The 26,169-nt window shown below is 63.3% G+C and carries 20 protein-coding genes; 11 read left to right on the top strand and 9 right to left on the bottom strand.

Features of this window, described 5'->3' with window-relative positions:
• Positions 1 to 64: 64 nt before the first annotated feature.
• Together ACNAOU_RS08820 and ACNAOU_RS08815 are read right to left on the bottom strand one after the other, a co-directional pair.
• Positions 65 to 1,432, bottom strand: coding sequence for an MFS transporter (locus ACNAOU_RS08820; protein ID WP_018778708.1), 1,368 nt, complete (start codon positions 1,430 to 1,432; stop codon positions 65 to 67).
• A gap of 34 nt (positions 1,433 to 1,466) precedes the next feature.
• Positions 1,467 to 2,405, bottom strand: a complete 939-nt coding sequence (locus tag ACNAOU_RS08815; RefSeq protein WP_018778709.1) for a proteasome assembly chaperone family protein — start codon at positions 2,403 to 2,405, stop codon at positions 1,467 to 1,469.
• Between the two features lie 289 nt (positions 2,406 to 2,694).
• Here ACNAOU_RS08815 and ACNAOU_RS08810 point away from each other — a divergent pair, with 289 nt between their 5' ends.
• From ACNAOU_RS08810 to ACNAOU_RS08795, 4 genes are all read left to right on the top strand, one after another.
• Entirely contained in the window at positions 2,695 to 4,218 is a 1,524-nt protein-coding gene (locus ACNAOU_RS08810) for a leucyl aminopeptidase (RefSeq protein WP_422758437.1), read from the top strand.
• 295 nt (positions 4,219 to 4,513) lie between these two features.
• Positions 4,514 to 5,896 (top strand): dihydrolipoyl dehydrogenase, encoded by a 1,383-nt coding sequence (gene lpdA, locus ACNAOU_RS08805; RefSeq protein ID WP_018778711.1) that lies wholly within the window; start codon positions 4,514 to 4,516, stop codon positions 5,894 to 5,896.
• A gap of 113 nt (positions 5,897 to 6,009) precedes the next feature.
• On the top strand, positions 6,010 to 7,749 hold the full coding sequence (sucB, locus tag ACNAOU_RS08800) for a 2-oxoglutarate dehydrogenase, E2 component, dihydrolipoamide succinyltransferase (RefSeq protein WP_422758436.1): 1,740 nt from the start codon (positions 6,010 to 6,012) through the stop codon (positions 7,747 to 7,749).
• A 138-nt stretch (positions 7,750 to 7,887) separates the two neighbouring features.
• On the top strand, positions 7,888 to 8,241 hold the full coding sequence (locus ACNAOU_RS08795) for a hypothetical protein (protein ID WP_018778713.1): 354 nt from the start codon (positions 7,888 to 7,890) through the stop codon (positions 8,239 to 8,241).
• 83 nt (positions 8,242 to 8,324) lie between these two features.
• Here ACNAOU_RS08795 and ACNAOU_RS08790 read toward each other — a convergent pair whose 3' ends face one another.
• A complete protein-coding gene (locus tag ACNAOU_RS08790; protein WP_422758435.1) occupies positions 8,325 to 8,708 on the bottom strand; it encodes a VOC family protein in 384 nt (127 codons plus the stop codon).
• A 133-nt stretch (positions 8,709 to 8,841) separates the two neighbouring features.
• On the opposite strand from ACNAOU_RS08790, the gene ACNAOU_RS08785 reads away from it, so the two are divergent.
• Entirely contained in the window at positions 8,842 to 9,270 is a 429-nt protein-coding gene (locus ACNAOU_RS08785; RefSeq protein WP_018778715.1) for an OsmC family protein, read from the top strand.
• Positions 9,271 to 9,373: 103 nt separating this feature from the next.
• Here ACNAOU_RS08785 and ACNAOU_RS08780 read toward each other — a convergent pair whose 3' ends face one another.
• A complete protein-coding gene (locus ACNAOU_RS08780; RefSeq protein ID WP_422758434.1) occupies positions 9,374 to 12,883 on the bottom strand; it encodes a S41 family peptidase in 3,510 nt (1,169 codons plus the stop codon).
• Positions 12,884 to 12,968: 85 nt separating this feature from the next.
• On the opposite strand from ACNAOU_RS08780, the gene ACNAOU_RS08775 reads away from it, so the two are divergent.
• Entirely contained in the window at positions 12,969 to 13,868 is a 900-nt protein-coding gene (locus ACNAOU_RS08775; protein ID WP_416428992.1) for a TIGR01777 family oxidoreductase, read from the top strand.
• A 37-nt stretch (positions 13,869 to 13,905) separates the two neighbouring features.
• On the opposite strand, the gene ACNAOU_RS08770 is transcribed toward ACNAOU_RS08775, so the two are convergent.
• Complete coding sequence (locus tag ACNAOU_RS08770; protein WP_422758433.1) at positions 13,906 to 15,492, bottom strand: serine/threonine protein kinase; 1,587 nt, start codon at positions 15,490 to 15,492, stop codon at positions 13,906 to 13,908.
• A 155-nt stretch (positions 15,493 to 15,647) separates the two neighbouring features.
• Here ACNAOU_RS08770 and lipB point away from each other — a divergent pair, with 155 nt between their 5' ends.
• The 3 genes from lipB to ACNAOU_RS08755 all read left to right on the top strand — a co-directional run bounded on the left by lipB (position 15,648) and on the right by ACNAOU_RS08755 (position 18,200).
• Positions 15,648 to 16,316: a lipoyl(octanoyl) transferase LipB gene (lipB, locus tag ACNAOU_RS08765; RefSeq protein ID WP_018778719.1), complete on the top strand. Its 669-nt coding sequence runs from the start codon at positions 15,648 to 15,650 to the stop codon at positions 16,314 to 16,316.
• The gene (lipA, locus tag ACNAOU_RS08760) at positions 16,313 to 17,320 is read left to right on the top strand and encodes a lipoyl synthase (protein ID WP_064722886.1); all 1,008 of its coding nucleotides are present in this window, start codon (positions 16,313 to 16,315) and stop codon (positions 17,318 to 17,320) included. Before lipB ends, lipA begins: the two co-directional genes overlap by 4 nt.
• A 118-nt stretch (positions 17,321 to 17,438) precedes the next feature.
• Positions 17,439 to 18,200 (top strand): DUF4191 domain-containing protein, encoded by a 762-nt coding sequence (locus ACNAOU_RS08755; protein WP_018779321.1) that lies wholly within the window; start codon positions 17,439 to 17,441, stop codon positions 18,198 to 18,200.
• A gap of 113 nt (positions 18,201 to 18,313) precedes the next feature.
• Here ACNAOU_RS08755 and ACNAOU_RS08750 read toward each other — a convergent pair whose 3' ends face one another.
• Complete coding sequence (locus ACNAOU_RS08750) at positions 18,314 to 18,751, bottom strand: RDD family protein (protein WP_055977749.1); 438 nt, start codon at positions 18,749 to 18,751, stop codon at positions 18,314 to 18,316.
• A 312-nt stretch (positions 18,752 to 19,063) separates the two neighbouring features.
• Between ACNAOU_RS08750 and glnA the strand changes: the two genes are divergently transcribed.
• Complete coding sequence (gene glnA / locus ACNAOU_RS08745) at positions 19,064 to 20,488, top strand: type I glutamate--ammonia ligase (protein ID WP_018779319.1); 1,425 nt, start codon at positions 19,064 to 19,066, stop codon at positions 20,486 to 20,488.
• Between the two features lie 72 nt (positions 20,489 to 20,560).
• Here the strand turns inward: glnA and ACNAOU_RS08740 are convergent, their stop codons facing one another.
• Positions 20,561 to 20,914, bottom strand: coding sequence for a hypothetical protein (locus ACNAOU_RS08740; protein ID WP_055977752.1), 354 nt, complete (start codon positions 20,912 to 20,914; stop codon positions 20,561 to 20,563).
• Between the two features lie 105 nt (positions 20,915 to 21,019).
• The gene (locus ACNAOU_RS08735) at positions 21,020 to 21,589 is read right to left on the bottom strand and encodes a GNAT family N-acetyltransferase (RefSeq protein ID WP_422758432.1); all 570 of its coding nucleotides are present in this window, start codon (positions 21,587 to 21,589) and stop codon (positions 21,020 to 21,022) included.
• Positions 21,590 to 21,649: 60 nt separating this feature from the next.
• On the opposite strand from ACNAOU_RS08735, the gene ACNAOU_RS08730 reads away from it, so the two are divergent.
• Complete coding sequence (locus ACNAOU_RS08730; RefSeq protein WP_422758431.1) at positions 21,650 to 23,137, top strand: arylsulfatase; 1,488 nt, start codon at positions 21,650 to 21,652, stop codon at positions 23,135 to 23,137.
• A gap of 18 nt (positions 23,138 to 23,155) precedes the next feature.
• On the opposite strand, the gene ACNAOU_RS08725 is transcribed toward ACNAOU_RS08730, so the two are convergent.
• Positions 23,156 to 26,167, bottom strand: a complete 3,012-nt coding sequence (locus tag ACNAOU_RS08725) for a bifunctional [glutamine synthetase] adenylyltransferase/[glutamine synthetase]-adenylyl-L-tyrosine phosphorylase (RefSeq protein ID WP_416430045.1) — start codon at positions 26,165 to 26,167, stop codon at positions 23,156 to 23,158.
• Between the last annotated feature and the right edge of the window lie 2 nt (positions 26,168 to 26,169).

Here is a 26,169-nt window from a genome sequence, read left to right as displayed (position 1 = left end):
AACAGGCACAAACCCAGCTATGTGGAAAAGCCGTCAGGGTGCGGAGGCGGCAGCTGCGCGCCTTCTACTCGCCCGCCGCTCTAGTCCCCGCCGCCTTGGAGCGTGCCTCGCGCCGGCGCTCCAGGCGCTCACGCCGCTGCCTTGCGAGCGCGGTTGCCAACGGAGGGACGTGGATGCCCTGGCTTGCCATTTGGCGCCGGACTTTCCGCCGGGTTACCAGAATCAGGACGGTTCCGATCGCGAGCAGCAGGAACTGGACACTGAGGGCAATCCGGAACGGTGCGAGGCCGTACAACTCTCCGCCGGAGAATCCGCTGGCGTTCAGGAGGTCGAGCACCAGGCCAATGAGGTAGATGGCAATGAGGGCGGCGATGAAGCCGCCAACGTTGACGATTCCTGTTGCCGTGCCGATCCGGTGTGAAGGATTGAACGTCCGGGCGAAGTCAAAGCCGATCATGGAGCCCGGGCCACCGATGGCAAGCACCACAACCAAGAGAACCAGAAGCCAGAGTGGAGCCCGCTCAGGAAGAAGGAGCACGGCCGCCCACGCCATGGCCGTGGCGGTGGTGATCAAAAGGACCATTGCCGATCTGCGCATGGGGTGCCTGGAGACGAACCGTCCTAGTCCTGGTCCGGCAACGATGGCCGTTGCCACGAAGAGCGCCATCAGGGCGGACACCGTTCCGGCGTCCAGTCCCTGGGCTGAGAGCAGGAACGGGTATCCCCATGTCATCGCAAAGAGGTTGCCGCTGAACTGTACGGTGAAGTGGCTCCACAGGCCCAGCCTGGTCCCGGGCTGTTTCCAGGCGCTGGACAGGGAAACGCCCGTGGCCCGCAGGCCTTGGGCCGAAGCCTTGGCGGGGTGGCCTGGAGGGGCGTCCCGCAACAGGCAAAGGACCAGGACAACTGCCAGCACCGACATCGCAGCCAGTGTCAGGAACGCTGGCGTCCATCCGGCAGAATGCAGCAACAACGCGAACGGGACCACACTGAACAGCTGGCCCAGCTGGCCGCACATGCCAGTCAACTGGGTCACCAGGGGAACCCTTGCCGGGGCGAACCACAGGGGAACAAGGCGGATTACCGAGATGAACGTCATGGCATCGCCCGCCCCTACGAGAACGCGGCCCAGGACACCGCCGGGAATGCTCTCAGCGAAAGCAAGCTGGAGTTGTCCGGCGGCCATGAGGACAGCACCGCCGGCCACCATGACCCGCGACCCGAACCGGTCCACCAGTACGCCCACCGGAATCTGCAGCCCTGCATAGACCAACAACTGCAGGACGGTGAAGAAGGAGATGGCTGAGGCGCTGGCGTGGAACCGTTCAGTTGCCTCCAAACCTGCCACGCCGAAGGAAGTCCGCTGCGCTACAGCCACGAGGTAGGCGAAGATGCCTATGGTCCAAATAAGCCAGGCGCGGGGAGAAGTCACACCTCAATTATGCCGGTCAACGGATAAAGCTGATTTATTGAGGCGTGTCTTTACGTGCCAGGTACGCTTCCACAGCTGCTCCGATGTCCTCGGCGTTGGGCAGTTCGTCGTTCTCGTCGGCAAGCAGGGAGCGGCGGACGATTCCCTCGGATTTCTCGTCGTAGCGGGTCTCCAGGTTCGCCACCACCGCCTGCACTTCTTCGGAAGCTGCGATCTGCTCAGCGATCTGCCGGCCAACCTCCCGCCCCGCTTCGCGCAGGCGGTCAGTGGGGAGCATCAGGGACGTCGCCGCCCCGAGGTATTCCAAGCCCGCCACTGCCGCGGGAGGGTACTCGGCCTCGGACAAGTAGTGCGGCACGTGGATGACGTAACCGGCGACGCTGCGTTCGGCCTCGGTGAGCCGAAGCTCGAGGATGTGGCCAATGGCTGCCGGCACCTCCACGGTGGGCTTCCAGCTGGAGATTCCTTCGATGAGCTCGGGCCTGTTGCCGTGCACCGTCACACCCACTGGCCGCGTGTGCGGCACAGGCATGGGGATTGAGTGGATCCATGTGACGAGGTTGACGTCCAGTTTCTCCACAATTCCGACCACGGCGCGGGCAAACCGCTCCCATTGCAGATCAGGTTCAAAACCGGCCAGCAGGAGGAAAGGCTGTCCCAGCCCATCCGTCAGCTTGTACAGGCCGAGCTTGGGCGCCTGGTAATCCTGCAGATGGTCCTCCACAAAGCTGATGTGGGGTCGGCGCGAGCGGTAGTCGATGAGCTGGTCGGCGTCGAACATGGCCACGACCTCGGCATCGAGCTCGTCCAACAGTTCCGCATTGATTTGCCGGACTACATGACCGGCATCGGCAAACCCCGTGAAGCCCATGACCATGTCCAGGCCGCGCAATTCGGGGCTGTGGAAGGTCTCGATGTTGCTCGCGTAGAGCGCTTCAGGGTCCAGGAGGGTGCCGGATATCCGTTCAAACACGGCGTATTCCTTTCACGGGGCAAGTTCGGTTCTGTGGTTCGGGATGGTCTGTATGGTTACAACGCTGCACGCGGAGCTGGCATTCCTGCCCCCGATGTGCGGCAGCTCTCATTTAATTGCTGTCAGCGGTCGCTGAGAGACTACGATCGAAACGGGCCGACGTCCTCCAGTGACGCCCGGCCTGAAGACCAAGGCCGCCGTCGCACGTGGACGTCGGGCGCGTACCGGGGCAGGCCGCCTAACATGCGGCCCCGCCATGCAATGCAGAGAGAAGTGAGGACACATCCTCGTGGTCAAGACTACTGACATCATCCTGGGCATCATTGCCAAGGACCTGAAAAAGTCCCCCAGCGACGCACTCGTGATCGGAGTTGCACAAGGCACGGATGGGCCGGTGCTGCTTCCCAATCCGCTCAGTGCCAAGTCTGCCGAGTCCGTGGCAGGCTCCCTGAAGCTCCTGGGGATCAGCGGCGCGGCCGACCAGGTGCACCGCCTTCCCGGACTGCCCGAAACGGGCGCCGGAATTCTGGTCTTGGCGGGCGTGGGCAAACTTGCCAACGGCGGCAACCTCAGCGAAGAGGCTTTGCGGCGGGCCGCGGGATCGGCAGTGCGCCAGCTTGCAGGGCTGCCGTCGGTGACACTGGCTTTCCCGACGCCGGCACTCACGGATGTGGCAGCGGTCGCCGAAGGTGCCGCTTTGGGCGCCTATTCCTACACTGAGCACCGCTCCTCCATCGATGGCCTGAAGGCGCCGGTGGCCAAGGCACTGATCTTCTCTGACGTGGATGCAAAGACGGCCCAGCCTGCGCTCGATCGGGCAGTTGTCCTGGCAAGGGCAGTCAACGCCACCCGCACCTTGGTGAACCAACCGCCCAGCCACCTCTACCCTGAGTCGTTTGCCGAGTCCGCCAAGGAACTCGCCAAGGGCCTTCCGGTCAAGGTAACCGTCTGGGATGAGAAGCGCCTGGAGAAGGAGGGCTTTGGCGGCATCCTCGGCGTCGGCAAGGGCTCCACCCGCCAGCCGCGCCTGGTCAAGGTGGAATACGCTCCCGCCAAGGCCACCCGGAAGATTGCCCTCGTCGGAAAGGGCATCACCTTTGACACCGGTGGCATCTCCATCAAGCCCGCCCTCGGCATGGGCGACATGAAGAGCGACATGGCGGGCGCCGCCGTCGTCCTTAATACTGTCCTGGCGCTGGCTTCGCTGGGTCTGCCCATCAAGGCAACCGCCTGGCTCTGCATCGCAGAGAATATGCCGTCCGGTGCCGCAGCGCGGCCCGCCGATGTCTTCACCATCCACGGCGGCAAGACCGTGGAAGTACTGAACACCGACGCCGAGGGTCGCCTTGTGATGGCCGACGGACTCGTCGCCGCCAGCCTGGAGAAGCCGGATGTGATCATTGACGTCGCCACCCTGACGGGCGCGCAGCTGATCGCCCTGGGCCTGCGCACCGCTGGTGTGATGGGTTCGGATTCCGTCACGGCTGCACTCAAGTCCGCCGCCGACCGCGCAGGCGAACTGGTGTGGCCGATGCCGCTGCCGGAAGAACTCCGCCCAAGCCTGGACTCCCAGGTGGCAGACATCGCCAACATTGGTGAGCGCAACGGTGGCATGATGACCGCCGCGGTGTTCCTGCGCGAATTCGTGGGCAAGGACGATTCCGGCGAGCAAATCCCGTGGGCCCACGTGGACATTGCCGGCCCCTCCTTCAACAACGGCAGCCCCTACGGCTACACACCCAAGCAGGGCACCGGATGCACCGTCCGCACCCTGGTTGCCTACGCCGAGGACCTTTTGGCGGTTTCCGCCTAGCGGCACACTCCCCGCTTCCTCCGGGGTTGCGTGGTCCGGGCGATGACCCGGCAAGGGCCACGCAACCCCGGAATTATGCGGCGTGTAGCGCTGTGTCACAAGTGAACGTGAGTCTCGACACAAGCGCTCCACAAACACCCGCAGAGGGTGGAGCATGGGTAGGTGGTTCGCTAAGGTGAACTCGATAGTCACAAATGCAAGAGAACTTAGGTGCTGGCATAATCACGGCAGAACAAGTTCCAAAGACCAGATGGCACGCAGTCCCGTGTCATCATTCACGCGAGGGAGCGTTTTAGTGGCCGATCAGGCAACTGCGCAAGAATTCGACATCCTGGTACTCGGTGGCGGCAGCGGCGGCTACGCCACTGCCCTGCGGGCCGTGCAGCTTGGGTTCACCGTTGGCCTTGTGGAAAAGGCAAAGCTCGGCGGAACCTGCCTGCACAATGGTTGCATCCCCACCAAGGCCCTCCTGCACTCGGCCGAACTGGCTGACCATGCACGCGATTCCGCCAAGTACGGCGTGAACGTCACGCTCGACAGCATCGACATGTCGGCCGTGAACGCCTACAAGGACGGCATCATCGCCGGCAAGTTCAAGGGCCTCCAGGGACTCATCAAGTCCAAGGGCATCACCGTTATCGAGGGTGAAGGCAAGCTCCAGGGCAACAACACCGTCGTAGTGAACGGCACGGCTTACACGGGCAAGAACATTGTCCTGGCCACCGGTTCCTACTCTCGGTCGCTCCCGGGCCTTGAAATCGGCGGCAAGGTCATCACCTCCGACCAGGCCCTCACCATGGACTACATCCCCAAGAGCGCCATCGTCCTCGGCGGCGGCGTCATCGGCGTCGAATTCGCTTCCGTATGGAAGTCCTTCGGCGTGGACGTCACCATCATCGAAGGCCTCCCCTCCTTGGTCCCCAACGAGGACGCCTCGATCGTGAAGAACCTCGAGCGTGCGTTCAAGAAGCGCGGCATCAAGTTCACCACTGGCATCTTCTTCCAGGGCGTCGAGCAGAACGACGACGGCGTCAAGGTCACCTTGGTTGATGGCCAGACCTTCGAAGCAGACCTCCTGCTCGTTGCAGTAGGCCGCGGTCCCGTGACCGCCAACCTGGGCTACGAAGAAGCCGGCATCACCATCGACCGTGGCTTCGTCATCACCAACGAGCGCCTCCACACCGGTGTCGGCAACATCTACGCCGTGGGCGACATCGTCCCGGGAGTCCAGCTCGCACACCGTGGCTACCAGCAGGGCATCTTCGTTGCCGAGGAGATCGCCGGCTTGAACCCGGCCATCGTCGAAGACATCAACATCCCCAAGGTCACGTACTGCGAACCTGAAATCGCCACGGTCGGTTACACCGAAAAGGCCGCCAAGGAGAAATTCGGCGACGACCAGGTGCAGACCCAGGAATACAACCTTGCCGGAAACGGCAAGAGCTCCATCCTCGGCACTGGCGGCATCGTCAAGCTTGTCCGCCAGAAGGATGGCCCCGTAGTTGGTATCCACATGATTGGTTCACGTATGGGTGAACAGATCGGTGAAGCCCAGCTGATCGTGAACTGGGAAGCCTACCCGGAGGACGTGGCCCAGCTGGTCCACGCCCACCCGACCCAGAACGAAGCTTTGGGCGAAGCCCACCTCGCCCTCGCGGGCAAGCCGCTCCACGGCTAAGTCTTTACCCAAGACAAACGGGTCGGGTGCATGCGGCGGAATCTGCCGGATGCACCCGGCCCGGACCAGCAGAATTCATCCGCACAAAGATCAATAAGGAGAACGGGGACGACATGTCTGAATCCGTTAACTTGCCCGCCCTCGGTGAGAGTGTCACCGAAGGAACCGTCACCCGCTGGCTCAAGCAGGTTGGTGACCGGGTGGAGATCGACGAGCCGCTGCTCGAGGTTTCAACCGACAAAGTAGACACCGAAATCCCTTCTCCGATCTCAGGCGTCATCGAAGAAATCCTCGTCGCTGAAGACGAGACGGCTGAAGTTGGCGCACCCTTGGTCCGCATCGGCGATGGCTCCGGCTCAGCTGCAGAGGCCGCACCTGCGGCACCGGCTGAGGAAGCACCTGCCGCTCCCGCGGAAGAGGCCGCACCGGCCGCAGAAGCTCCCGCCGCAGAAGAAGCTCCGGCTGCGGAAGCACCCGCCGCTTCGTCCGGCGAAGGCCACGAAGTCACCCTCCCCGCGTTGGGCGAGAGCGTCACCGAAGGCACCGTCACCCGCTGGCTCAAGGCCGTCGGTGACACCGTTGAGGTCGACGAGCCCCTTCTTGAGGTATCCACCGACAAGGTCGACACGGAGATCCCCTCCCCCGTTGCCGGTACCCTCCAGGAGATCCGCGTCAACGAGGACGAGACTGCTGAAGTCGGTTCCGTCCTGGCAATCATCGGCTCGGGCGCAGCCGCCCCGGCTGCCGCTCCGGCTCCGGCCGCCCCTGCTGCCGCTCCGGCTCCGGCCGCTCCTGCAGAAGCACCGGCAGCACCTGCCCCCGCTGCAGCAGCCCCGGCTCCCGCCGCCGCCCCGGCTCCCGCCGCCGCTCCGGCCGCCGCACCTGCTGCTCCTGCCGCCGAATCGGCTGGCTCCTCCGAATCCGGCTACGTCACTCCGTTGGTTCGCAAGCTTGCCAACCAGCACGGCGTTGACATTGCATCGGTCTCCGGCACCGGCGTTGGTGGACGTATCCGCAAGCAGGATGTGCTTGCCGCCGCGGAAGCCAAGCAGGCTGCCGCTGCACCGGCTGCCCCCGCTCCTGCCGCTGCGCCCGCAGCCAAGGCTGCTGCACCGGTCGTTGCGTCGTCGCTGCGCGGCACCACGGAGAAGGCTCCCCGCATCCGTCAGGTCATCGCCCGCCGCATGCGCGAGTCTCTTGAGGTCTCCACCCAGCTGACCCAGGTGCACGAGGTCGACATGACCAAGATCGCCAAGCTCCGCCTCAAGGCCAAGAACTCGTTCCAGGCCCAGAACGGCGTCAAGCTGACGTTCCTGCCGTTCATCGCCAAGGCTGTGGCCGAGGCACTGAAGCAGCACCCCAAGCTGAACGCTGCTTACGACGAGTCCAAGCAGGAAATCACCTACCACAACGCCGAACACCTGGCGATCGCCGTCGACACTGACAAGGGCCTTCTGGTTCCCGTCATCTCCGACGCCGGCAACCTGAACCTCGCCGGCCTTGCCGGGAAGATCGCTGATGTTGCAGGCCGCACCCGCGACGGCAAGATCGGCCCGGATGAGCTGTCCGGCGGTACGTTCAGCATCACCAACATCGGTTCTGTCGGCGCCCTGTTCGACACCCCGATCATCAACCAGCCGCAGGTAGGTATCCTCGGCACCGGTGCCATCGTCAAGCGCGCTGTTGTGGTTGCCGACGAAAACGGTGACGACTCGATCGCCATCCGCTCCATGATGTACCTGTCGCTGACGTACGACCACCGCCTGGTGGACGGCGCCGACGCCGGCCGGTTCCTTCAGACCCTCAAGGCACGCCTTGAAGAGGGCGCGTTCGAAGCAGACCTCGGTCTCTAAGTAGTTCCGTCTGCAGGTACTCCCGCAGATCCGGAAGGGGCAGGTTGCCGGGGAAACCCGGGGACCTGCCCCTTCCGCTTTTAACACCAGCGCGTGGCTTTGCTACAGGACGTAGAACCGACTGGATAAGCTAGGGCCATGAGTATTCTCTTCAACATTCTGGTGTTCTTGCACATCGTCGGCGCAGCCATGATCGTGGGCTACTGGATCGCCACCCTCAGGGAGCCAACCGTCCACCCGCGCCAGCGCGATGGTGCGTTCCTTCAGCTCCTGACCGGCATCGCCATGATGGGTGTGATCCCCTTCTTGCCGGACGCCGATCCCAACTACTTCAAGCTCGGCGTCAAGTTCGCCATTGCCGTGGCCGTGGCCGTGCTGGCGGTCATCGGCTCGCGCAAGGTCAAGAACGGTGAAGCTGTGTCTACCGGATTGGCTCACGGTGTGGGCGGGCTTGCCTTGGTGAACATAGCAATCGCCACTCTCTGGAACTAGCTCCCACGCCTGCATCCTGATGCAAGAGGCCGCCCCACCGTGCGCACAGCCCGGTGGGACGGCCTCCGCCGTTAAGTACGCTGCTACTCCTGGGCGATACAGAACTCGTTTCCCTCAGGATCATGCATGACGTCCCAGTGGAAATCCGCTACGTCGTGCCCCTCAATGAAAGTAGCGCCCAGGGACTCCGCCTTTCGCCGCAAGGCAGCGGCATCGGCGTCGTGAAGGTCCAGGTGAAGCCGGCGCCGTCCTTCGGTAGGTTCGTTGACCTGCTGGAACGCCAGTTGGGGAAGACCCGGTTCGGCTGGACGCAGCCAGATAAACCCTTCGTGCTCCGCTGAAACGGGCATGTCCAGCAGTTCAGACCAGAAAGCGGAGAGTCGGGCCGCATCCACGGCATTGACCATGATCGACGCGATTCTTGGGCCTCGGCGTGGCACGCCGGTTACGTGTTCTTTTGTATCCATGGCGCCAGTTTAGGGGGTCACAATCCACCGACAGCGGAATGACCGTGCAGTCCTTGGACCGAATCCCTAGGATTGAAAGCGGTGGCACGCGGCGGAGGCCGGGTGCCGGAATACAACGACCCAAGGAGTGGACATGGCAGCAACACGCACCGCACACACGGTATGGAACGGCAACCTCATTGAGGGCGCTGGAAACACAACGCTGGACAGCTCCGGCCTGGGTACGTTCGATGTCACCTGGAAGGCCCGCACGGAGCAGTCCGGCGGCAAGACCAGCCCGGAAGAACTGATCGCTGCAGCCCACTCCGCGTGCTTCTCCATGGCCTTCAGCCACGCCCTGGCCGGTGAAGGATTCACCGCCGAGGAAGTCAACACCAAGGCCGACGTGACCTTCGTTCCGGGCACCGGCATCACCGGCAGCCACCTGACGATGACCGCCAAGGTTCCGGGTCTTTCCCAAGAGGATTTCCGCCGTATCTCCGAGGACGCGAAGACGGGTTGCCCCGTTTCGGGCGCGCTGGCCAGCATCGAAATCACCTTGGACGCAACACTCGCCGAGTAGCCACAGCAAGCGCGTATTGCAGAGGGGCCAGCACCCCCCGCGCTTGATGCAAAAGAACCCCGTCACCAGCTGGTGACGGGGTTCTTTGTGCTTACCGGGCTCTCTACTTCCGGGCCTGTGGCCGTGAAGGCAACGGCTCCGGCCGCAGCTTCCGGTAGCCTTCGCGCAGCGGGGGCCGGTCGGTAGGCAGCTCCTGGATCATTTCCTTGAGTGCACCGATACCGTACTCGAGCTGGGGATCCGTGCCGGCTGCGTACGCGTGCGGCGGGAAAAGTACTTCGATGTCAGGCTCAACGCCCCGGTTCTCAACGTCCCAGCCGATTCCGCCGCTGAACCAAGTGGCGTAGCGGGGCTGCGTGACGCCCGTACCGTCGGCCAGCGAGAAGCGGTTGTCGATTCCCACCACGCCACCCCAGGTCCGGGTCCCGATGACGGGCCCGATGCCCCTGAGTTTTGAGACCTGCGTGATGATGTCGCCATCGGAACCGGCAAATTCGTCGGTCAGGATGATGACAGGTCCGCGGGGTGCATGGTCCGGGTAGGTCCGGGGCTTCTCGCCGCGCGGCATGCTCCAGCCGGTCACCTTGCGTCCAATCAGCTCGGCGACCAGTTGCGAGGTGTGTCCACCGCGGTTGCGGCGAACGTCCACGATCAGTCCGTCGAGTGCCGTTTCGGTATCCAGGTCACGGTGGAGCTGGGCCCAGCCGTTGGCCATCATGTCGGGGACGTGGAGGTAACCGAACTTGCCATTGGAAGCTTCACGGACGGTCCTGCGGTTCGCACGCACCCAGTCCTGGTAGCGGAGCCGTTCCTCATCACGGATGGGAACCACTGCCACACGTCGCTGCGCGCCAGCGGAACCGCCGTGTCCGTCACCGTTCAGAAGCGTCAGCTCCACAGTCCGTCCTGCTGCGCCCACCAGCTGCATCGCCGGCGTCAAGGCTGCCGAAAGCCCGACGCCGTCAACAGCCAGGAGCACGTCGCCCACCTTCGCGTCCACACCGGGTCGCGTTAAGGGCGAGGTAGCCAACGGATCCGATGATTCCCCTGCGAGGATCCGGGTGATTTCCCAACCCTTGCTACTGAGCTGCAGCTCGGCACCCAGCCGCCCCTGGCCATTCCGCCCCGGTTCGTTGACGGCTGCCGGACGCACGTAGGCGTGCGAGGTTCCCAACTCGCCGTGGAGCTCCCACAGCAGGTCAACGAGGTCGTCATGGGAGCCGAGGCGGTCCACGATCGGCCGGTACCTCTTGTAGACGGAGTCCCAGTCCTGGCCTGCCATGTCCGCGGTCCAGAAGAAGTCGCGCTGCAACCTCCAGGCTTCATCGAATGCCTGTCCCCAGGCCGCGACCGGGTCGAGGGTCACGCGGATCCTGTTAAGCTCCACTTTCACGCGTTCTGCCGAATCCTCCTCCACCTTGCTATCGGCGGGCACCGAGGTGACGCTCTTGTCCAGGATGTAAACCACCCGACGCAGGTCACCGGATAGCCGGTAGCTGTCCACTGCAGGAACGATGGTGGTGGACTTGCGCTTGGCGAGGTCATAACGCACCAAGGATGGCGCAGACTTCTTATCCTGGGGCGTGCCTTTGCCCTCGCCGGTAACGCCTGAAAGTTCAGTGTCCAACCACAGCAGTGCGCCCTCGCCGACGGCGAGGTGGGAATAGTTACCCTGCGGAACCGGAACGGTGATGACCCTGTGGGCCAGTCCTTCGGCATCCACGCGCACGTCCGGGATGTCGCCGTCGTCGGACTTTCCGGCATCCAGCGGCGCATCCTCAAGTGTGTCTACCGAGGGTCCGAACGGCGACGGCGTATCCGCCGCCAGCGCCACCATGTACGGCTTGATGGGGCTGGGGAAGGAGAGGTCGAAGGAGTGACCGTCGTAGACGGGGTCGAAACTCCGGTTGGACAGGAATGCCAGGAATTTGCCGTCCGGGGTGAACCTCGGCCATTCGTCGCAGAAGCGGCCGTCAGTGACATCAATGATGCCCGGGCTGGGCTCGCCTGGGCGGGCAATCCTCAACTTGCTGCGTGAGCCAAAGGACGTGACCGGTTCGGACCAGGCGAGCCACTGCGAGTCGCCCGACCACGCGAACTGCTCGATGCTGCCATCGCCCACACTGACGAGCTTGACCAGCTTCCCGGTCGACGTATCAGCGACGAAAACATCACCAAAGGAGGTCCCGACGGCGATCCAGCGGCCATCAGGGCTCGGCTCCAAAGCGCTGGTTCGAGTGGGCTGCGGAAAGTCGATGCGGAGCTGGGCGGCGTCCTCAGGCGAAGGAACTGCATCAGAGGTAGAGACGCCGGCGGCCGTGTCGGGCGAGGGCGCAGCGTTGGCAGGAGTGTCGGCGTTGGCGACGGAAAGCGTTACCGGTGCGGCTGCCTCCCCGGCCGATTTCGGTTGTCCCAAAACGTTTGAGGCGGAAACCGGCTTCGGCAGGGAATCGTCTTCCTTCGCCGGCGCCGGCGCCGGCGCCTCAGCATCCTTGGATACCTCCACCGAGGCAGTCAGCCGTGCCGCAATGCGCTTGATGTAAAGCGCTTCGACTCCCCCGTGGTCCGCCACGTAGGCGATCCTGCCGTCGGTGAGCGGACGGGGCAGGCGTGCGCGGACACCGGGCGTGGCCTCCACCACCCGCGAGGGGCCGTCCTTGTGCCGAAGCCAGTGAATGGTGCCGTGCGCTTCCACGGCGCTGGCCGTGCCTCCGGCATTCGGGAAGACATCGCCGAGGTGCGCGGAAGCCTTGAGGGGTGCGGGACGGCGCGCCGGTGAAGCTGAGCCGAGCGAGATCTCCAGCTTGGCCGGCTGCGCCTCAGCATCGAGGGAAGGAAGGACCCACAGCTCGCCGGCAGACTCGAAGACGACCCGCTGGCCGTCCGTGCTGGCGTGCCGGACATAGAAGTCTTCGTGATCCGTGTGCCGCAGCAAACCGGAGCCATCGGGAAGGACTGAATAGAGATTGCCGTAACCTTCGTGGTCCGACAGGAAAGCGATCCTGCCCTTGACCCACAAGGGGTCGGTGACGTTTCCATCAATTTCCGGAATCAGCCGTTCAAACTCACCGTTGCCGTCGGCGTCGATCCACAGCTTGCCGGCAGTGCCGCCACGGTAACGCTTCCACCAGGCGGGTTCGCGGGAAAGAACGCTCGCCAGAACCACCGGCTTCTCGTCGCCGATCTCCGGCCCGAAAGCAACAGCCTCTACCGGACCAAAAGGAAGTTCGACGGCGGCGCCGCCGTCGAGCGGGAGGCTGTAGGCGTGCGTGTGGCGGCTTTCCGCCTGCTGGAAGGCACTGGTAACCACTACGTGGCCCGCCGGAGTGAATCCCTTGACTTTCGTGGTGCTGTGCCCGAAGTAGCTCAGCTGCCGGTACCCTCCGCCGTCGACGTTGGCCGTGACGACTTCCGGGGACGTTCCCACCACGACCGTCCACACCAACCGTTTTCCATCCGGGGTGAACCGCGGGTTCCTTGCTTGAAGCTGCTGGGAGGAGACCCGCCAGGCGCGGCCCCCTTGGAGCGGTGCGACCCAGACGTCGTCTTCGGCCACGAAAGTGACCAGATCGCCGTGCACATGCGGGAAACGGAGGTAGCTGGAGGAGGTCATTGTTCGATCATAGTCAAGAGGCACCTGCCCTCGGCGGCAATGACAGGCGTTTCCGCCAGACGTTGGCCTTATGGTGAGATGGGTCATGCGCATCGTGATGTCCGGAGCTTCAGGAATGATTGGAACCGCCCTGGCCGGGCAATTGGCCGCCCAGGGCGATGAGGTTGTCCGGCTTGTGCGCCGGCCCGCCGCCACGCCCGGTGAATTCACCTGGGACCCCGCCAAGGGCGAGCTGGACGAAGCAGTCCTGGATGGCGTGGATGCTGTGGTCAACCTCTCCGGCGCCGGCATCGGGGACCGGCCATGGACGAAGAAGCGGATCGAAGTCCTCCGCGATTCCAGACTGCAAACCACGCACACGCTGACCGCGGCCATGGGGCGCCTTGCCAAGCCGCCCGCTGCCTTCATCAGCCAATCCGCCTCCGGTTATTACGGAGCGGACAGTACAGGCGTCCTCCGCGAGGATTCGCCCGCCGGCGGCGGCGTGCTGGGCCCGCTCTGCGTCGAGTGGGAAGGCGCTGCCATGACGGCACCGGCGGGCGTCCGGGTAGTGACTCCCCGAACGGGTGTTGTGTTGAGTTCCGCGGGCGGAGCGTTGGGGCCCCTGCTCCCCCTGTTGAAGCTTGGGCTCGGAGGTCCTTTCGGGAACGGACGCCAGTACTGGCCATGGATCACCCTGCAGGACGAGGCGGCTGCCCTCGCTTTCCTCCTGAGGTCCGGACTCGAAGGTCCGGTCAACGTTTGCGCCCCGGAAAGTGCTGACGTCAACACGATCGTGAAGGCGCTGGCGAAGGCGTATCACCGGCCGGCGTTTTGCCGGGTGCCCCGCCCTGCCCTGCGTCTTGTCCTGGGGAAGCTGGCGGATGAACTCGTGCTGGCCAACCAACGTATGGAGCCCTCCCGCCTGGCCGAAGCAGGCTTCCACTGGCAACACCCGTCCCTGGCCGAAGCCATGGAGTGGCTGCGTAGGGACACTGACCACTAAGCGCAGCAGGGTTCCCGGACGGCCGGCCGTGATGCGGTCATTTGCCCGGCCCGGTTACTTCCGAAAGCCACCAGCGTCCATCCGCACGGATCAAGGTCAGGCGAAGGGCTTGGGACGCGCCGGCCGTTTGCGTCCGGACCACCGCGCCCGACGCATCACGTTCCTCATAAGCCGAGATGGTGGCCGTGACGTCTACCTGTACGCGGTCCACTTCCGGTGATGCGCCAACCGATGCTCCCGACAGTTCAGTAGTGAACCCCCCGAACGTCGTGCCGGACAGCCGCAGCTGTTCGCGAAGCCCGTGATCCGACTCCGCAGCCGGGGAACCTTGGGCATTGACCAGGTCCAGCAGTTGGAGCCGTCCTTCCCTCAGCGCGAAGTCACGAACAGCTGAGAGGGCACCCACAGCGACCTCTGGATCATCGGCTGTGAGGGCTCCGGCGAGCCCTTCCGGAAGATCATCCGCCTTTGCAGGCTCCATGGATGGACCGGGACCGGCAGACGGGCTGGCCGTTGGCTCAGCCTGGAAACTCCTTGGCTCGAGACCACCCCCTTGCCACAGGTTCCAAGCCATGACGCCGATCAGCGTGCCGCCCACCCCCACCAGAGCCACGCGGACAGCCAGGACGCTCCTGGAGGTACCGGGCCGTCGGGCTCCTGATTGTCCCTCCACCCGGGGCAACGGCAGGAGCCTGCGCATCCAAGAGTGCCCACGGCTTGCCCGGCGTGCCTGACGACCGTGCACTTCGCGCCGGGTGAGCAACTCAGGAATCACGGAATCATGCACCGCTCCGGACAGGTCAAGGGTCTCCGGGGCAGCACTCCTGAAGATAGCCGTGCCGAACTCCTTTGCCGTCGGCCGCATCTGCGGGTCCGGTGCCAACCCGGCCTCAAGGGCTGCGGCCAAGCCTTTCGGCACGTCAGGAACCAGCATTGACAATGGTGGCCTCACCTGGGGCGGCCCGGGTACGACGCCGGTCAGGCAGTACCAGCCGACTGCCGCCAAGGAGTACACGTCCCGTTGCGGCTGCAACCCATGTTCTGAGGTCCCATGCGTGGATACCGGGCTGAACGGATCCTTGAATCCCGTGGTTCCGGCATCAAGGTTCTGATGCGTATCCCCCACCCTCACTGCAAGGCCCAGATCCGCCAGGACCGGCATGCCCACCGCTGTGAACAGGACGTTTCCCGGCGAAACGTCACCGTGCACGATGCCGTTGAGGTGCAAATAGTCCAACGCCTGTGCAATGGGCGTCAGCACCGTCACTGTTTCGCCAACGCTCAACCGTTTCCTCCCCGGCACCAGGTTCGCCAGCGATCCCCCTGCGGCGTAATCCATAACGATCCCGGCCGTCCCGCCGGAACCATCATCCGCTGGGAGGACCTCGTGGATGCGCACAAGATGTTGGTGCACCAGGTGCGACAGCAGCGTGACCTCGCGGGCGGCGCTCCCCAAGTCTTCAGCCTGCACTTCTCCACGCGGACATTTGACCGCCAACAGGGCCCGGTCGCTGAGCCGGTTGACGAGCCAGACGTCGGAGCTGCTGCCCTGACCCAGGAGTCGGGAAATTTCGTAGCCCGGAAGCAGGGGTGCCACGGCATTGGCGGTTTCCAGAGTTTCCATGGATCAGGTCTACCGGACCTTGCGATTCTCTGCAGAAGTTATCCACAGCCACGGCACTTTTGCCGTTGTCGCACTTGTCACGACAGCACGTGATGCGACTGAGAGCTTCACCACAAAACCATGGGCAATCCCCTGCTGGGTCTAAGCTTGAACGCATGACTCTTGAGTTTTCACAACTGGGTCTTGCCCCGGATTTCGTTGACTACGTACAGGGCTGGGACCTGCAGCGCGAGATCCACAACAAAGTTGTTGCGGGTGAGCAGAACAGCACCGTCCTGCTTCTGGAGCACGCCGCCGTTTACACTGCCGGCAAGCTCACGGAAGATCACGAGCGGCCCTTCGATGGAACCCCCGTTGTTCCCGTGGACCGTGGCGGCAAACTGACGTGGCACGGTCCCGGTCAGCTGATCGCTTACCCGATCCTCAAACTGAAAAACCGAGCCGGCATCCGCGACTACGTCGAGCGCCTCGAGGCCATCATGATCGCCGTCATGGTCGACTACGGAATCAAAGCCGTCACCGTCAAGGGCCGCGCGGGAGTATGGATCCTTGCCGACGACAAGGGACCGGACCGGAAGATAGCCGCAATCGGCATCCGCGTCCTGGAAGGTGTCACCATGCACGGCGTCGCCATCAACTGCAGCAATGACCTGGCACCCTACGACCAAATCATTGCCTGTGGAATCACTGACGCCAGCGTCACCACCATGACGCTGGAAACCGGCCGGACCATCAATCCCGCCGATATCGTTGACCGCTTCGTGGAAGAATTCCGCAAGCATGAAGAAGCACTCGTTTCCACCCCCGAAGGAGCACTCCAGTGACCTTGGCACCTGAAGGCCGTAAGTTGCTGCGCGTTGAGCAGCGTAATTCTGCGGTACCGGTTGAACGTAAGCCTGAGTGGATCAAGGCCAAGGTCCAGATGGGGCCTGAGTTTGTCCAGCTCAAGAACCTGGTGAAGAAGGAAGGCCTGCACACGGTCTGTGAAGAGGCCGGCTGCCCGAACATTTTCGAGTGTTGGGAAGACAAGGAAGCGACGTTCCTGATCGGCGGGTCCGAGTGCACCCGGCGCTGTGATTTCTGCCAGATCGACACCGGCAAGCCCTCCCCGGTGGACATGTTCGAACCCACCAAGGTGGCCCGGAGTGTCCAGGCGATGCAGTTGCGCTACGCCACCGTGACCGGGGTGGCCCGTGATGACCTGGCCGATGAGGGTGTCTGGTTGTACGCCGAAACGGTCCGGAAGATCCACGAACTGAACCCGGGCACCGGGGTGGAGTTGCTGATCCCGGACTTCTCCGGCAAGCCTGAGCACATCGCGGCGATCTGTGATTCCAAGCCCGAGGTGTTCGCCCACAACGTCGAGACCGTGCCGAGGATTTTCAAGCGGATCCGCCCGGCGTTCCGGTACGAGAGGTCCCTGGATGTCATCACCCAGGGCCGGGATTTGGGCATGGTGACCAAGTCGAACCTGATCCTGGGCATGGGCGAGACCCGGGAGGAAATCTCCGAAGCCCTGCGGGACCTGCACCAGGCCGGATGTGACCTGATCACGATCACCCAGTACCTTCGCCCGTCCGAACGGCACTTGCCGGTGGACCGGTGGGTCAAGCCGCAGGAATTCGTGGACCTCCAGCACGAAGCCGAAGAAATCGGCTTCCTCGGCGTCATGTCCGGGCCGTTGGTGCGGTCCTCATACCGGGCCGGCCGCTTGTGGGCCACCGCGATGCGGAAGAAGGGCTGGGAAATCCCCGAAGCCCTGGCACACATCGAGTCCTCCGGCACCACCCGCCAGGAAGCCTCCACCATCCTCGCCGCCCACGGCTAGCCCAAAACGGCACAGAACCCAAACGACACAGAAGTAACAGCAAGCAGTTCTGAAGGACCGGATGCCCCACGTAACGGCGTCCGGTCCTTCGACGTACATCACGTAGAATTAAGGCACTATGGCGAACTCCTCTGATTCCAGCAATTCGACCCCCTCGGCCGACGCACCCAAGCGTGGGCTGTTCCAGCGCAAGCCCAAGGAAGCCAAGGCCAAGAAGCCGAGCCAGCTGAAGCAGATCGCTGAAGTCTTCAAGATGACCCGGCGAAATGATCCCCAGGTTGTCTGGATCATGCTGCTGGCATTCCTCGCTGTGGTTGCCGTTGCCTTCCTTATCGGCTTCCTGTTGGAGAACTGGGTCACCGGCCTGATCATCGGTATTCCTTTGGGCCTTCTCGCAGCCGTCTTTATCCTTTCCCGTCGCGCGGAGAAAGCCGCCTTCGCGCAAATCGAGAACCAGCCCGGCGCCTCCGGTGCTGCATTGGGCACGCTTCGGCGCGGGTGGGTCACCCAGGATCAGCCGGTTGCTGTCAACCCCCGCACCCAGGATGCCGTCTTCATGGCGATCGGACGTCCCGGCGTCGTTCTCGTCAGCGAAGGACCCAGCCACCGCGTGAAGACGCTGGTGGATGCGGAGCGCAAGCGCCTTACGCGCATCCTCCCCAACGTCACCATCCACGTCCTGGAGTCAGGCCGCGGCGAGGGCCAGGTCCCCCTCAACAAACTTGCTAAGACCATGGGCAAGATGAAGAACGAACTGACCAAGGTTGAGGTCAACGCAGTTTCCAAGCGCATCAACTCCCTTGGCAACCGTCTCCCGATCCCCAAGGGCATCGACCCCTACAAAGCTCGTCCCGACCGCAAAGCCGCACGCGGCCGCTGATATTCCTGAACCAGGCAAAACCGCCCCCGCCTCTGGGTAACAGAGGCGGGGGCGGTTTGTTTTGTCGTTGGTCCGGGGACAACCGGCGGTCTTCACCGCCCGGCCCCGCGGAATCACATGCGGATAAGGATGGTGTTCATGGCTTTGTCGTGAAGACCGCGTTGGTCGGGATCGAAAACAACGGCCGGTATGACCAGGCACAGCAGGAGGGTTCGCACTACGGCGGCCAGCGGGCCTGCAGGACCGCCGCCCAAGCGGACCACATGGATACCGGCAATCCTGTGTCCCACGCTGTATCCCAACGTGCCGATCAGCAGGATCTGTTCCACGGCAAAAATGGCCAGCGTTGCCCACTGATTTCCGCCGAAGGCAAAGTTGCTGATGACCAAGGCGATGGTCCAGTCGATCACGATGCCGAGGATCCGGCGCCCGGCACGCGCCATGGAGCCAGGACCGGACTCGGGCAGGCCGAGCCTTTCACCAGGATATTTGGAGATGCCGGAAGTGTCCGGACCGCTCAACCAGGAGCCAATGTCTTTTCGATCTACCACCCTCCAAGCCTACCGCTGGAGGATGGTTGGGCATGCCGGGCGGAGGCCCCGGGACGAGTCCGAACCGGCCGGGTGTTCGACCAGCGGACCCACGTGGACCTGGCACCGGAAAGCAGACTACCGTTTACACAACAGATGATTCTGTAACCTGCCGGAAACAATACTGACACCCCCGGGAAATCCCACCTCCCTATGGTGGTATGAGTTGCCAGCCACCATGGCAAGGGGACCTTTTTGTGTTTCCTGCGTCCTGGTCTGGGCTGCACCACGCGGCCTTCCGGGCCTGTTACTTGATATGCATAAGGAGCATAGATGTTCAAGACTGCGGACGAAGTCCTCAAGTTCATCAAAGACGAAGACGTCAAATTCGTCGATATCCGCTTCACCGACCTTCCTGGTGTCCAGCAGCACTTCAATGTGCCTGCCAAGAGCGTTGACCTGGACTTCTTCGTCCACGGCCAGCTCTTCGACGGATCCTCCATCCGCGGCTTCCAGGGCATTGCCGAGTCGGACATGCAGCTCATCCCGGATGTGACCTCGGCCTTCATCGACACTTTCCGCATCGAGAAGACCCTTGCCCTGAACTTCTCCATCGTGAACCCCCGCACGGGCGACCCTTACCACCGCGACCCCCGTGGCGTGGCCGAGAAGGCAGAGGCCTACCTGGCTTCCACAGGCATCGCCGACACCGCATTCTTCGCGCCGGAAGCCGAGTTCTTCGTCTTCGACAACATCCAGTACGAGTCTTCCCCGCAGGGCAGCTTCTACAAGATCGACTCTGAAGAGGCACACTGGAACACGGGCCGCAAGGAAGAAGGCGGCAACCTCGGTTACAAGACCCCCGTCAAGGGCGGTTACTTCCCGGTGTCCCCCACCGACAAGCAGGCTGACCTCCGCGACGCCATGTGCGTTGAGCTGGACAAGGCCGGCCTCGAGGTCGAGCGTTCCCACCACGAAGTTGGTTCTGCCGGCCAGGCGGAGATCAACTACAAGTTCACCACCCTGACCGCAGCTGCTGATGACCTGCAGAAGTTCAAGTACGTCATCAAGAACACCGCTGACGCCTGGGGCAAGTCCGTGACGTTCATGCCGAAGCCCGTCTTCGGCGACAACGGCTCCGGCATGCACTGCCACCAGTCGCTGTGGAGCAACGGCGATCCCCTGTTTTACGACGAGAAGGGCTACGCAGGACTCTCCGACACCGCCCGTTGGTACATCGGCGGCCTGCTCAAGCACTCCTCGGCAGTTCTGGCGTTCACCAACCCGACCGTCAACTCCTACCGCCGCCTGGTCAAGGGTTTCGAGGCTCCCGTGAACATGGTTTACTCGCAGGGCAACCGCTCTGCCGGTATCCGCATCCCGATCACGGGCACCAACCCGAAGGCCAAGCGCATCGAGTTCCGTGCTCCGGACCCCTCGTCCAACCCGTACCTGGCGTTCGCCGCACAGCTGATGGCCGGAATCGACGGCATCCGCAACCGCATCGAACCCCCGGCTCCCATCGACAAGGACCTCTACGAGCTCCCGGCCGAAGAAGCCAAGGACATCCCCAAGGCTCCGGGTTCCCTGGAAGAAGCCCTGGAGGCCCTGCGCGAGGACAACGAGTTCCTGCAGGCCGGCGGCGTCTTCACCCAGGACCTCATCGATACTTGGATTGACTACAAGTACGAAAACGAGATCCGCCCGCTGTCGCTCCGCCCGAACCCCTACGAGTTCGAGCTCTACTACGGCGTCTAAGCCCCTGGGCACATACTGAGAAGGCCAGCCCCATCCGCGAGGATGGGGCTGGCCTTTTTCAATGCGCAGGGATTACTGCCCAGGCTTCCCCTGTTCACGCTCCCTGATGTTCCGGGTGATCTCATCCAACTTCTCTTTCACGAAGCTTGCTGCCTCGGAAAGACCCTTTTCTGCGCTTCCCAAGGGGTCGAGCTGGAGATAGACCTTGTGGTCGATCGACAGGTCGTATTCATCCTTCAGATGCGTTCCGCCGCCGACTCCGTCGAGAGACAGATAGACGAGGGCCTCAGTCCGGGCGATGCCTGCGATGGTGCCGAAGACAACTGTGAAGTCATTTGGTTGAAAGCTAACCGATTGACCCACGTGGCGCCGGTCGAGTTCTCCGGCAGGAATTGCCCTTTCAGTGGGGCTTCCGTTGTATTCCATGGACGTTCCCTCCGATTCGAGATCAGTGACACGCCAAGTCTATAAGGTTGCTTAGTTTTATGTGCAACGCGTGACTCCGGCCAGCCAACGGCGATGAATACCGCGTCACAGGAAGGACTTGAACATCGTCCTCTGCGGTCCGGAATTGCCGCCCGAATACCGCCCGGCGTCCACAAAGCCGGCCTTCTTGTAGGCGGCCAACCCTGCAGGGTTGCGCTCATTGACAGAAAGCACGACGCCGGACTGGCCGCCTCCCAGCCTCGCTGTCAGCTTGCGGGCTTCGGCCACGGCAGCGCGGGCAGCCCGGGTACCCAGACCACGCCCCTGGCTCCCGGCGTCGATAAGGAAACCCCTGAGCAGCCATGCCGAATCGTCATCTCCCCAGCCCGCCAGCGACGCCGCACCGGTCTGCAGTGTCAGCACCCCTACACCCACACCACCCGACTCAATGACAAAGGGCAGCCTGGACTCTTCCTCCAGAGCTATCAGCATCATGCGCAACGGATCCCCCACAAACTCCCGCTGCCCATCCCCAACGGACAGTTCAGCCACGGCGCCAAGCTGGATGGCACGGGCGTCGGCGTCGAGCATCTTCAGCGGAATCAACCACACATCGCTAACAGGATCTTGATCGCTTCCGATTGAAAAAGATTCTTCTGAGTCATCTTCACGCATTAAGTGCTTTCCTCCCCTTAGGGTTGTCTCAACAGTTTCCTACGGCAAAGGAACCCTTCGATGAGCCAGCCCAACGTCATCCTGATCTGCGTTGACGAATGGAGGGGCGACTGCCTGTCCTCGGACGGTCACCCTTATGTGGAGACACCCCACCTCGACGAACTCGCCAGGAACGGCGTCCGATTCTCCAAAGGCTATTCTGCTACGCCGTCGTGTGTGCCAGCCCGCGCAGCACTGTTCACCGGACAGTCCCAGGAGAGGCATGGCCGGGTTGGCTACAACGATGGCGTTCCTTTCCATGCGGTCCACCCGGTGACGGTACAGGAGGAGTTCAGAAAGGGCGGGTACCACACGCAGGCCATAGGAAAGATGCACGTGTGGCCCGAACGCTCCAGGCTCGGTTTCGACGACGTCATCCTCCACGATGGCTACCTCCACCACGCCCGCCGGGAGCACCAACAGCATTTCGCGATGTTTGATGACTACGTGCCATGGCTCCGCAGGCAACCCGGCATGGGCCCCGACGCCGAGTACTTCGACCACGGCGTCAACTGCAATTCCATCGTCGCCCGCCCGTGGGACAAGGCTGAAAGTCTGCACCCGTCGCACTGGGTCGGCACGCAAGCCATTGAATGGATGCACCGCCGGGACCCCGTGAAGCCCTTTTTCCTGTATCTGTCCTTCCACCGCCCCCATCCGCCGTACGATCCGCCGTCGTGGGCTTTCGAACAGTACCTCGGCATTCCCGCCTACGAAGCCGTGGAGGGCAACTGGGAACACCACTGGGACGCCCACCGGCAGGACAGCGACTACCAAGCCAGCTACGGCACCATTCCCGACCACGTTGTACATAGAGCCAGAGCGGGATACTACGGCCTGATGGCCCAGATTGATCTGCAGATCAACCGGATCAAAGAGTCGCTGGCGGACTTCGGTCTCGACCGGAATACCGTGATCGCTTTTACCAGTGACCACGGGGAGATGATGGGCGATCACCATATGTTCCGCAAGGCCGTGCCCTATGAGGGGTCGGCCCGGGTCCCATTCATCATCGCCAATGCACCCACCGCGGTGCATGCCGTCCGCGGAGCCGTAGTGGACCACGTAGTGGAACTCAGGGACATCATGCCCACTCTGCTGGAGCTCGCCGGCCTCCCGATCCCCGATTCCGTGGACGGCAAGTCCCTGGCATCAATCATTCGTGGTGAAAACACTGATGCCGTTCGGGAGGTAATGCACGGCGAACACGTGTATTGGGGGCAAAACCTGCACTGGCTGACGGACGGCCGTTACAAGTACATATGGGGCTCGGGCGAAGGCGCTGAGGAACTGTTCGACCTCGACGCCGATCCGCAGGAACGCAACAACCTCGCCGACGACGCAACCCATCAGGCGGAATTGACGATGTGGCGCCAACGCATGGTGGAGGCACTGACAGACCGCGAAGAAGGGTACGTCGTTGACGGCGAGCTGGTCACCGGGGTGCCGGTGGTGACGATGCTGCGGCATGCCCGGGAGCTGGCCGTCTCGGCCGCTGTCACGAAGTAGCCCGTAATCCCTTTGGCCTTAGGTGGCGTAGAACATCTTCTCGAAAACCGCCCTGGCCCGACGACTCAGCCGGAGGTAGTCCTCCTCAAAATGGCCGGCGTTCCCGGGCGGGTAGCCGCACCAACGCGCAACAGCTTCAAGGTCCTTGCGCGAGGAAGGCAGGACATCTGAGGCACGCCCGGTCACGATCACATTGGCCGACCGGATGCGGCTGGCCAGACGCCAAGCATCCCGCAGCAGTGCCGCGTCGTCCCTGCCGATGAACCCCAACTCCTCAGCGGCAGCCAGGGCCTCAAGGGTGGAGCTGGTCCGCAAAGCGGGATGCTTCCCGGCATGCTGCAACTGAAGCAGCTGCACCAGCCACTCGACGTCGCTCAGACCACCACGGCCAAGCTTGACGTGTCTGGCGGGATCTGCGCCCCGGGGCAGCCGTTCGGACTCTACCCGCGCCTTGATCCGCCGGATCTCCCGAACATCCTGCTCCTGCAGTTCCTGCGGATACCGGATGGGATCGATCAGCTTAACGAAGTCTGCCGCCAACTCATCCGAACCAGCCATGGGACGGGCACGCAGCAGCGCCTGGGCTTCCCAGATCAAGGACCACCGGCGGTAATACTCCGCGTAGGAGTCCAAGGACCGCACCATCGCACCGTTCTTGCCTTCCGGCCGGAGGTCGGCGTCCACCATCAGCACCCGCTCGGCCATGATTGCCGGCTTGAGCGGCTGGGTGAGGAAGCCGGAGACCTTGGCGACGATCGCCGTCGCCTGTTCCTGCGCCTCGGCATCGCTGAAGCCAGGGCGGGCACGGTGCACATACATAACGTCCGCGTCCGAGCCGTAGCCGATCTCGCGGCCGCCCTGCCTACCCATGGCAACCACAAGTACATCGGTTTTCAACGGGCCTGAGCCAGCCACTACGGCCTCGGCCACATGCAGGGCTCCCAGTACGGCAGCGCGGTCAGTCTCGGCCAAAGCCAAACCGACGGCGTCCTGGTCAAGGAGTCCGGCGCTGTCCGCAATGGCCGTCCTGAGGATCTCGCGTCGCCGGATCAACCGGATAAGCCTCATGGCACTCTCAGGGTCAGGATGCCGGGACAGCTTGGATTGGATTTCCTGCCATTGGGCTTCGAAACGAACGGGGGCCAATTCCTTGTCGCTGCCAAGCCACGCCACGGACTCCGGTGATACTTCCAGGAGGTCCGAAATCAAACGGGAATTGGCCAGGACCTGGCATAGGCGTTCGGCGGCAGCCTGCGAATCACGGAGCAGGCCCAGGTACCAGTGCGTGGTGCCAAGGGCTTCGCTGACCCGGCGGAACGCAAGCAGGCCGGCATCGGGGTCGACGCCCTCAGCAAGCCAACCAAGAAGGATCGGCAGCAACTGCCGTTGCAAAGCAGCACGGCGGCTGACGCCCGCCGTCAAAGCTTCAATGTGTCGCAGAGCTCCCTGGGGATCCAGGTAGCCGAGAGCCGCCAGCCGGCCTTGGGCTGCCTCAGGACTGAGCTTTGCGTCTTCGCTGCTCAACTTCGCAGCAGTGTTGAGCAGCGGACGGTAGAAGATCCGTTCATGGAGTTCCCGCACGGACTTCTTGGTCTTTTGCCATGCAGCCATGAGCTGGTCCGGATGGGGGCGCTCAAGGGAAAACGGACCCAGGACAGCTTTGGCCAGGAACCGCTGGGCATCCTCAGCCACAGGCATCAGGTGGGTGCGCCGCAGCTGGAACAGCTGGATCCGATGCTCCAGCAAGCGGAGGTACCGGTAAGCGCTGTCGAAGGCAGCGGCATCGGCACGCCCGATGTAGCCACCCGCCGAAAGTGCGGCGATGGCCGACGTCGTGTCTTTGCAGCGGAGGGATTCATCGGACTTGCCGTGTACCAACTGCAGCAACTGGACGGTGAACTCGACATCCCGCAGTCCGCCACGTCCCAGCTTGATCTGCCGCTGCTCCTCGGATGCGGGGATGTAGTCGGTCACCCTGCGGCGCATCGCCTGCACGGACTCCACAAAGCCCTCACGGCCGGCAGAAGACCAGACCAACGGCTCCACGGCCTTTTCATAGCGCTGGCCAAGTTCCCGGTCGCCGGCGATGGTCCGCGCCTTGAGCAGCGCCTGGAACTCCCAGCTTTCGGCCCACCGGGCGTAGTAGCTCAGGTGGGAAGGAAGGGTGCGTACAAGAGGGCCCGATTTTCCTTCCGGGCGGAGATTCGCATCCACTTCCCAGAGGCCTGGTTCGGGAGCAAAGGAGGAAATTGCCCGGGAAATACCCGAGGCCAGGGCCGTCCCGATCGTGGACGCCCGGGCATCCTCCAGCTCTTCGGACTCGATGACATAGATGACATCGACGTCCGAAATGTAGTTCAGCTCGCGGGCTCCGCATTTGCCCATGCCGATGACGGCCAGTCCGACGTCGGCGATGTCGTCAGCGTCGTATTGGCCTGCCGCTTCAGCCCGGGATACAGCAAGGGCGGCTTCGATCGCGGCACCGGCGAGGTCGGCCAGTTCAGCTCCGGCTGCAGGCATGAAGTCCTGGGGCGAAGCTGCGCACAGGTCTTTGATGGCGAGCTCAGTCAGGCCCCGGCGGTACGCCGTCCGCAAGGCGGCATAGGCGGGCTGCCCGGTGATGCCTGCCACGGGCCTGTGGGCGCCGGGCTCAGCCTTGACGGAACGAAGCAGTGTGGCGCGGAGCTCGTCGCTGGAAGCCTGCAGGGGCTCCGGACTGACAGGAGCATCAAAGACGTCCAGGTGCTCAGGCCGGCGCATCAGGAACTCCCCCAGCGCCTCCGAGGCCCCCAGCAAACGGTACAGGGGCTCGCAGGTGTCCGGATCCGCCGCGGCCAGCTTCTTCAGGCCAGGATTCTTCTCAATGAGCCGGACCAGTGACTGCAGGGCCGTATCGGGACTGGCAGCCATGGAAAGGCCGGCAAACAGTGCGTCCTCGTCAATACCCTCAAGCTCGGGGGCAGCAAGGAAGCGCTCCCCCTTCTCAAGGTCGCTGAATCCGGCTGAGATGAGCCGTCGTGCAAGGCTCACTG

This window comes from Paenarthrobacter sp. C1 (genome assembly GCF_049315185.1).
GTDB lineage: Bacteria > Actinomycetota > Actinomycetes > Actinomycetales > Micrococcaceae > Arthrobacter > Arthrobacter nicotinovorans.
Note: the sequence above shows the minus strand (reverse complement) of the source record. Positions and strands in the feature narration are given on the sequence as shown.

What these genes read in the sequence shown, in the direction of transcription:
- sucB (WP_422758436.1), top strand. Translation starts at nt 6,010, where the DNA reads ATGTCTGAATCCGTTAACTTGCCCGCCCTCGGTGAGAGTGTCACCGAA.
- ACNAOU_RS08795 (WP_018778713.1), top strand. Translation starts at nt 7,888, where the DNA reads ATGAGTATTCTCTTCAACATTCTGGTGTTCTTGCACATCGTCGGCGCA.
- ACNAOU_RS08790 (WP_422758435.1), bottom strand. Translation starts at nt 8,708, where the DNA reads ATGGATACAAAAGAACACGTAACCGGCGTGCCACGCCGAGGCCCAAGA.
- ACNAOU_RS08785 (WP_018778715.1), top strand. Translation starts at nt 8,842, where the DNA reads ATGGCAGCAACACGCACCGCACACACGGTATGGAACGGCAACCTCATT.
- ACNAOU_RS08780 (WP_422758434.1), bottom strand. Translation starts at nt 12,883, where the DNA reads ATGACCTCCTCCAGCTACCTCCGTTTCCCGCATGTGCACGGCGATCTG.
- ACNAOU_RS08775 (WP_416428992.1), top strand. Translation starts at nt 12,969, where the DNA reads ATGCGCATCGTGATGTCCGGAGCTTCAGGAATGATTGGAACCGCCCTG.
- ACNAOU_RS08770 (WP_422758433.1), bottom strand. Translation starts at nt 15,492, where the DNA reads ATGGAAACTCTGGAAACCGCCAATGCCGTGGCACCCCTGCTTCCGGGC.
- lipB (WP_018778719.1), top strand. Translation starts at nt 15,648, where the DNA reads ATGACTCTTGAGTTTTCACAACTGGGTCTTGCCCCGGATTTCGTTGAC.
- ACNAOU_RS08755 (WP_018779321.1), top strand. Translation starts at nt 17,439, where the DNA reads ATGGCGAACTCCTCTGATTCCAGCAATTCGACCCCCTCGGCCGACGCA.
- glnA (WP_018779319.1), top strand. Translation starts at nt 19,064, where the DNA reads ATGTTCAAGACTGCGGACGAAGTCCTCAAGTTCATCAAAGACGAAGAC.
- ACNAOU_RS08740 (WP_055977752.1), bottom strand. Translation starts at nt 20,914, where the DNA reads ATGGAATACAACGGAAGCCCCACTGAAAGGGCAATTCCTGCCGGAGAA.
- ACNAOU_RS08735 (WP_422758432.1), bottom strand. Translation starts at nt 21,589, where the DNA reads ATGCGTGAAGATGACTCAGAAGAATCTTTTTCAATCGGAAGCGATCAA.
- ACNAOU_RS08730 (WP_422758431.1), top strand. Translation starts at nt 21,650, where the DNA reads ATGAGCCAGCCCAACGTCATCCTGATCTGCGTTGACGAATGGAGGGGC.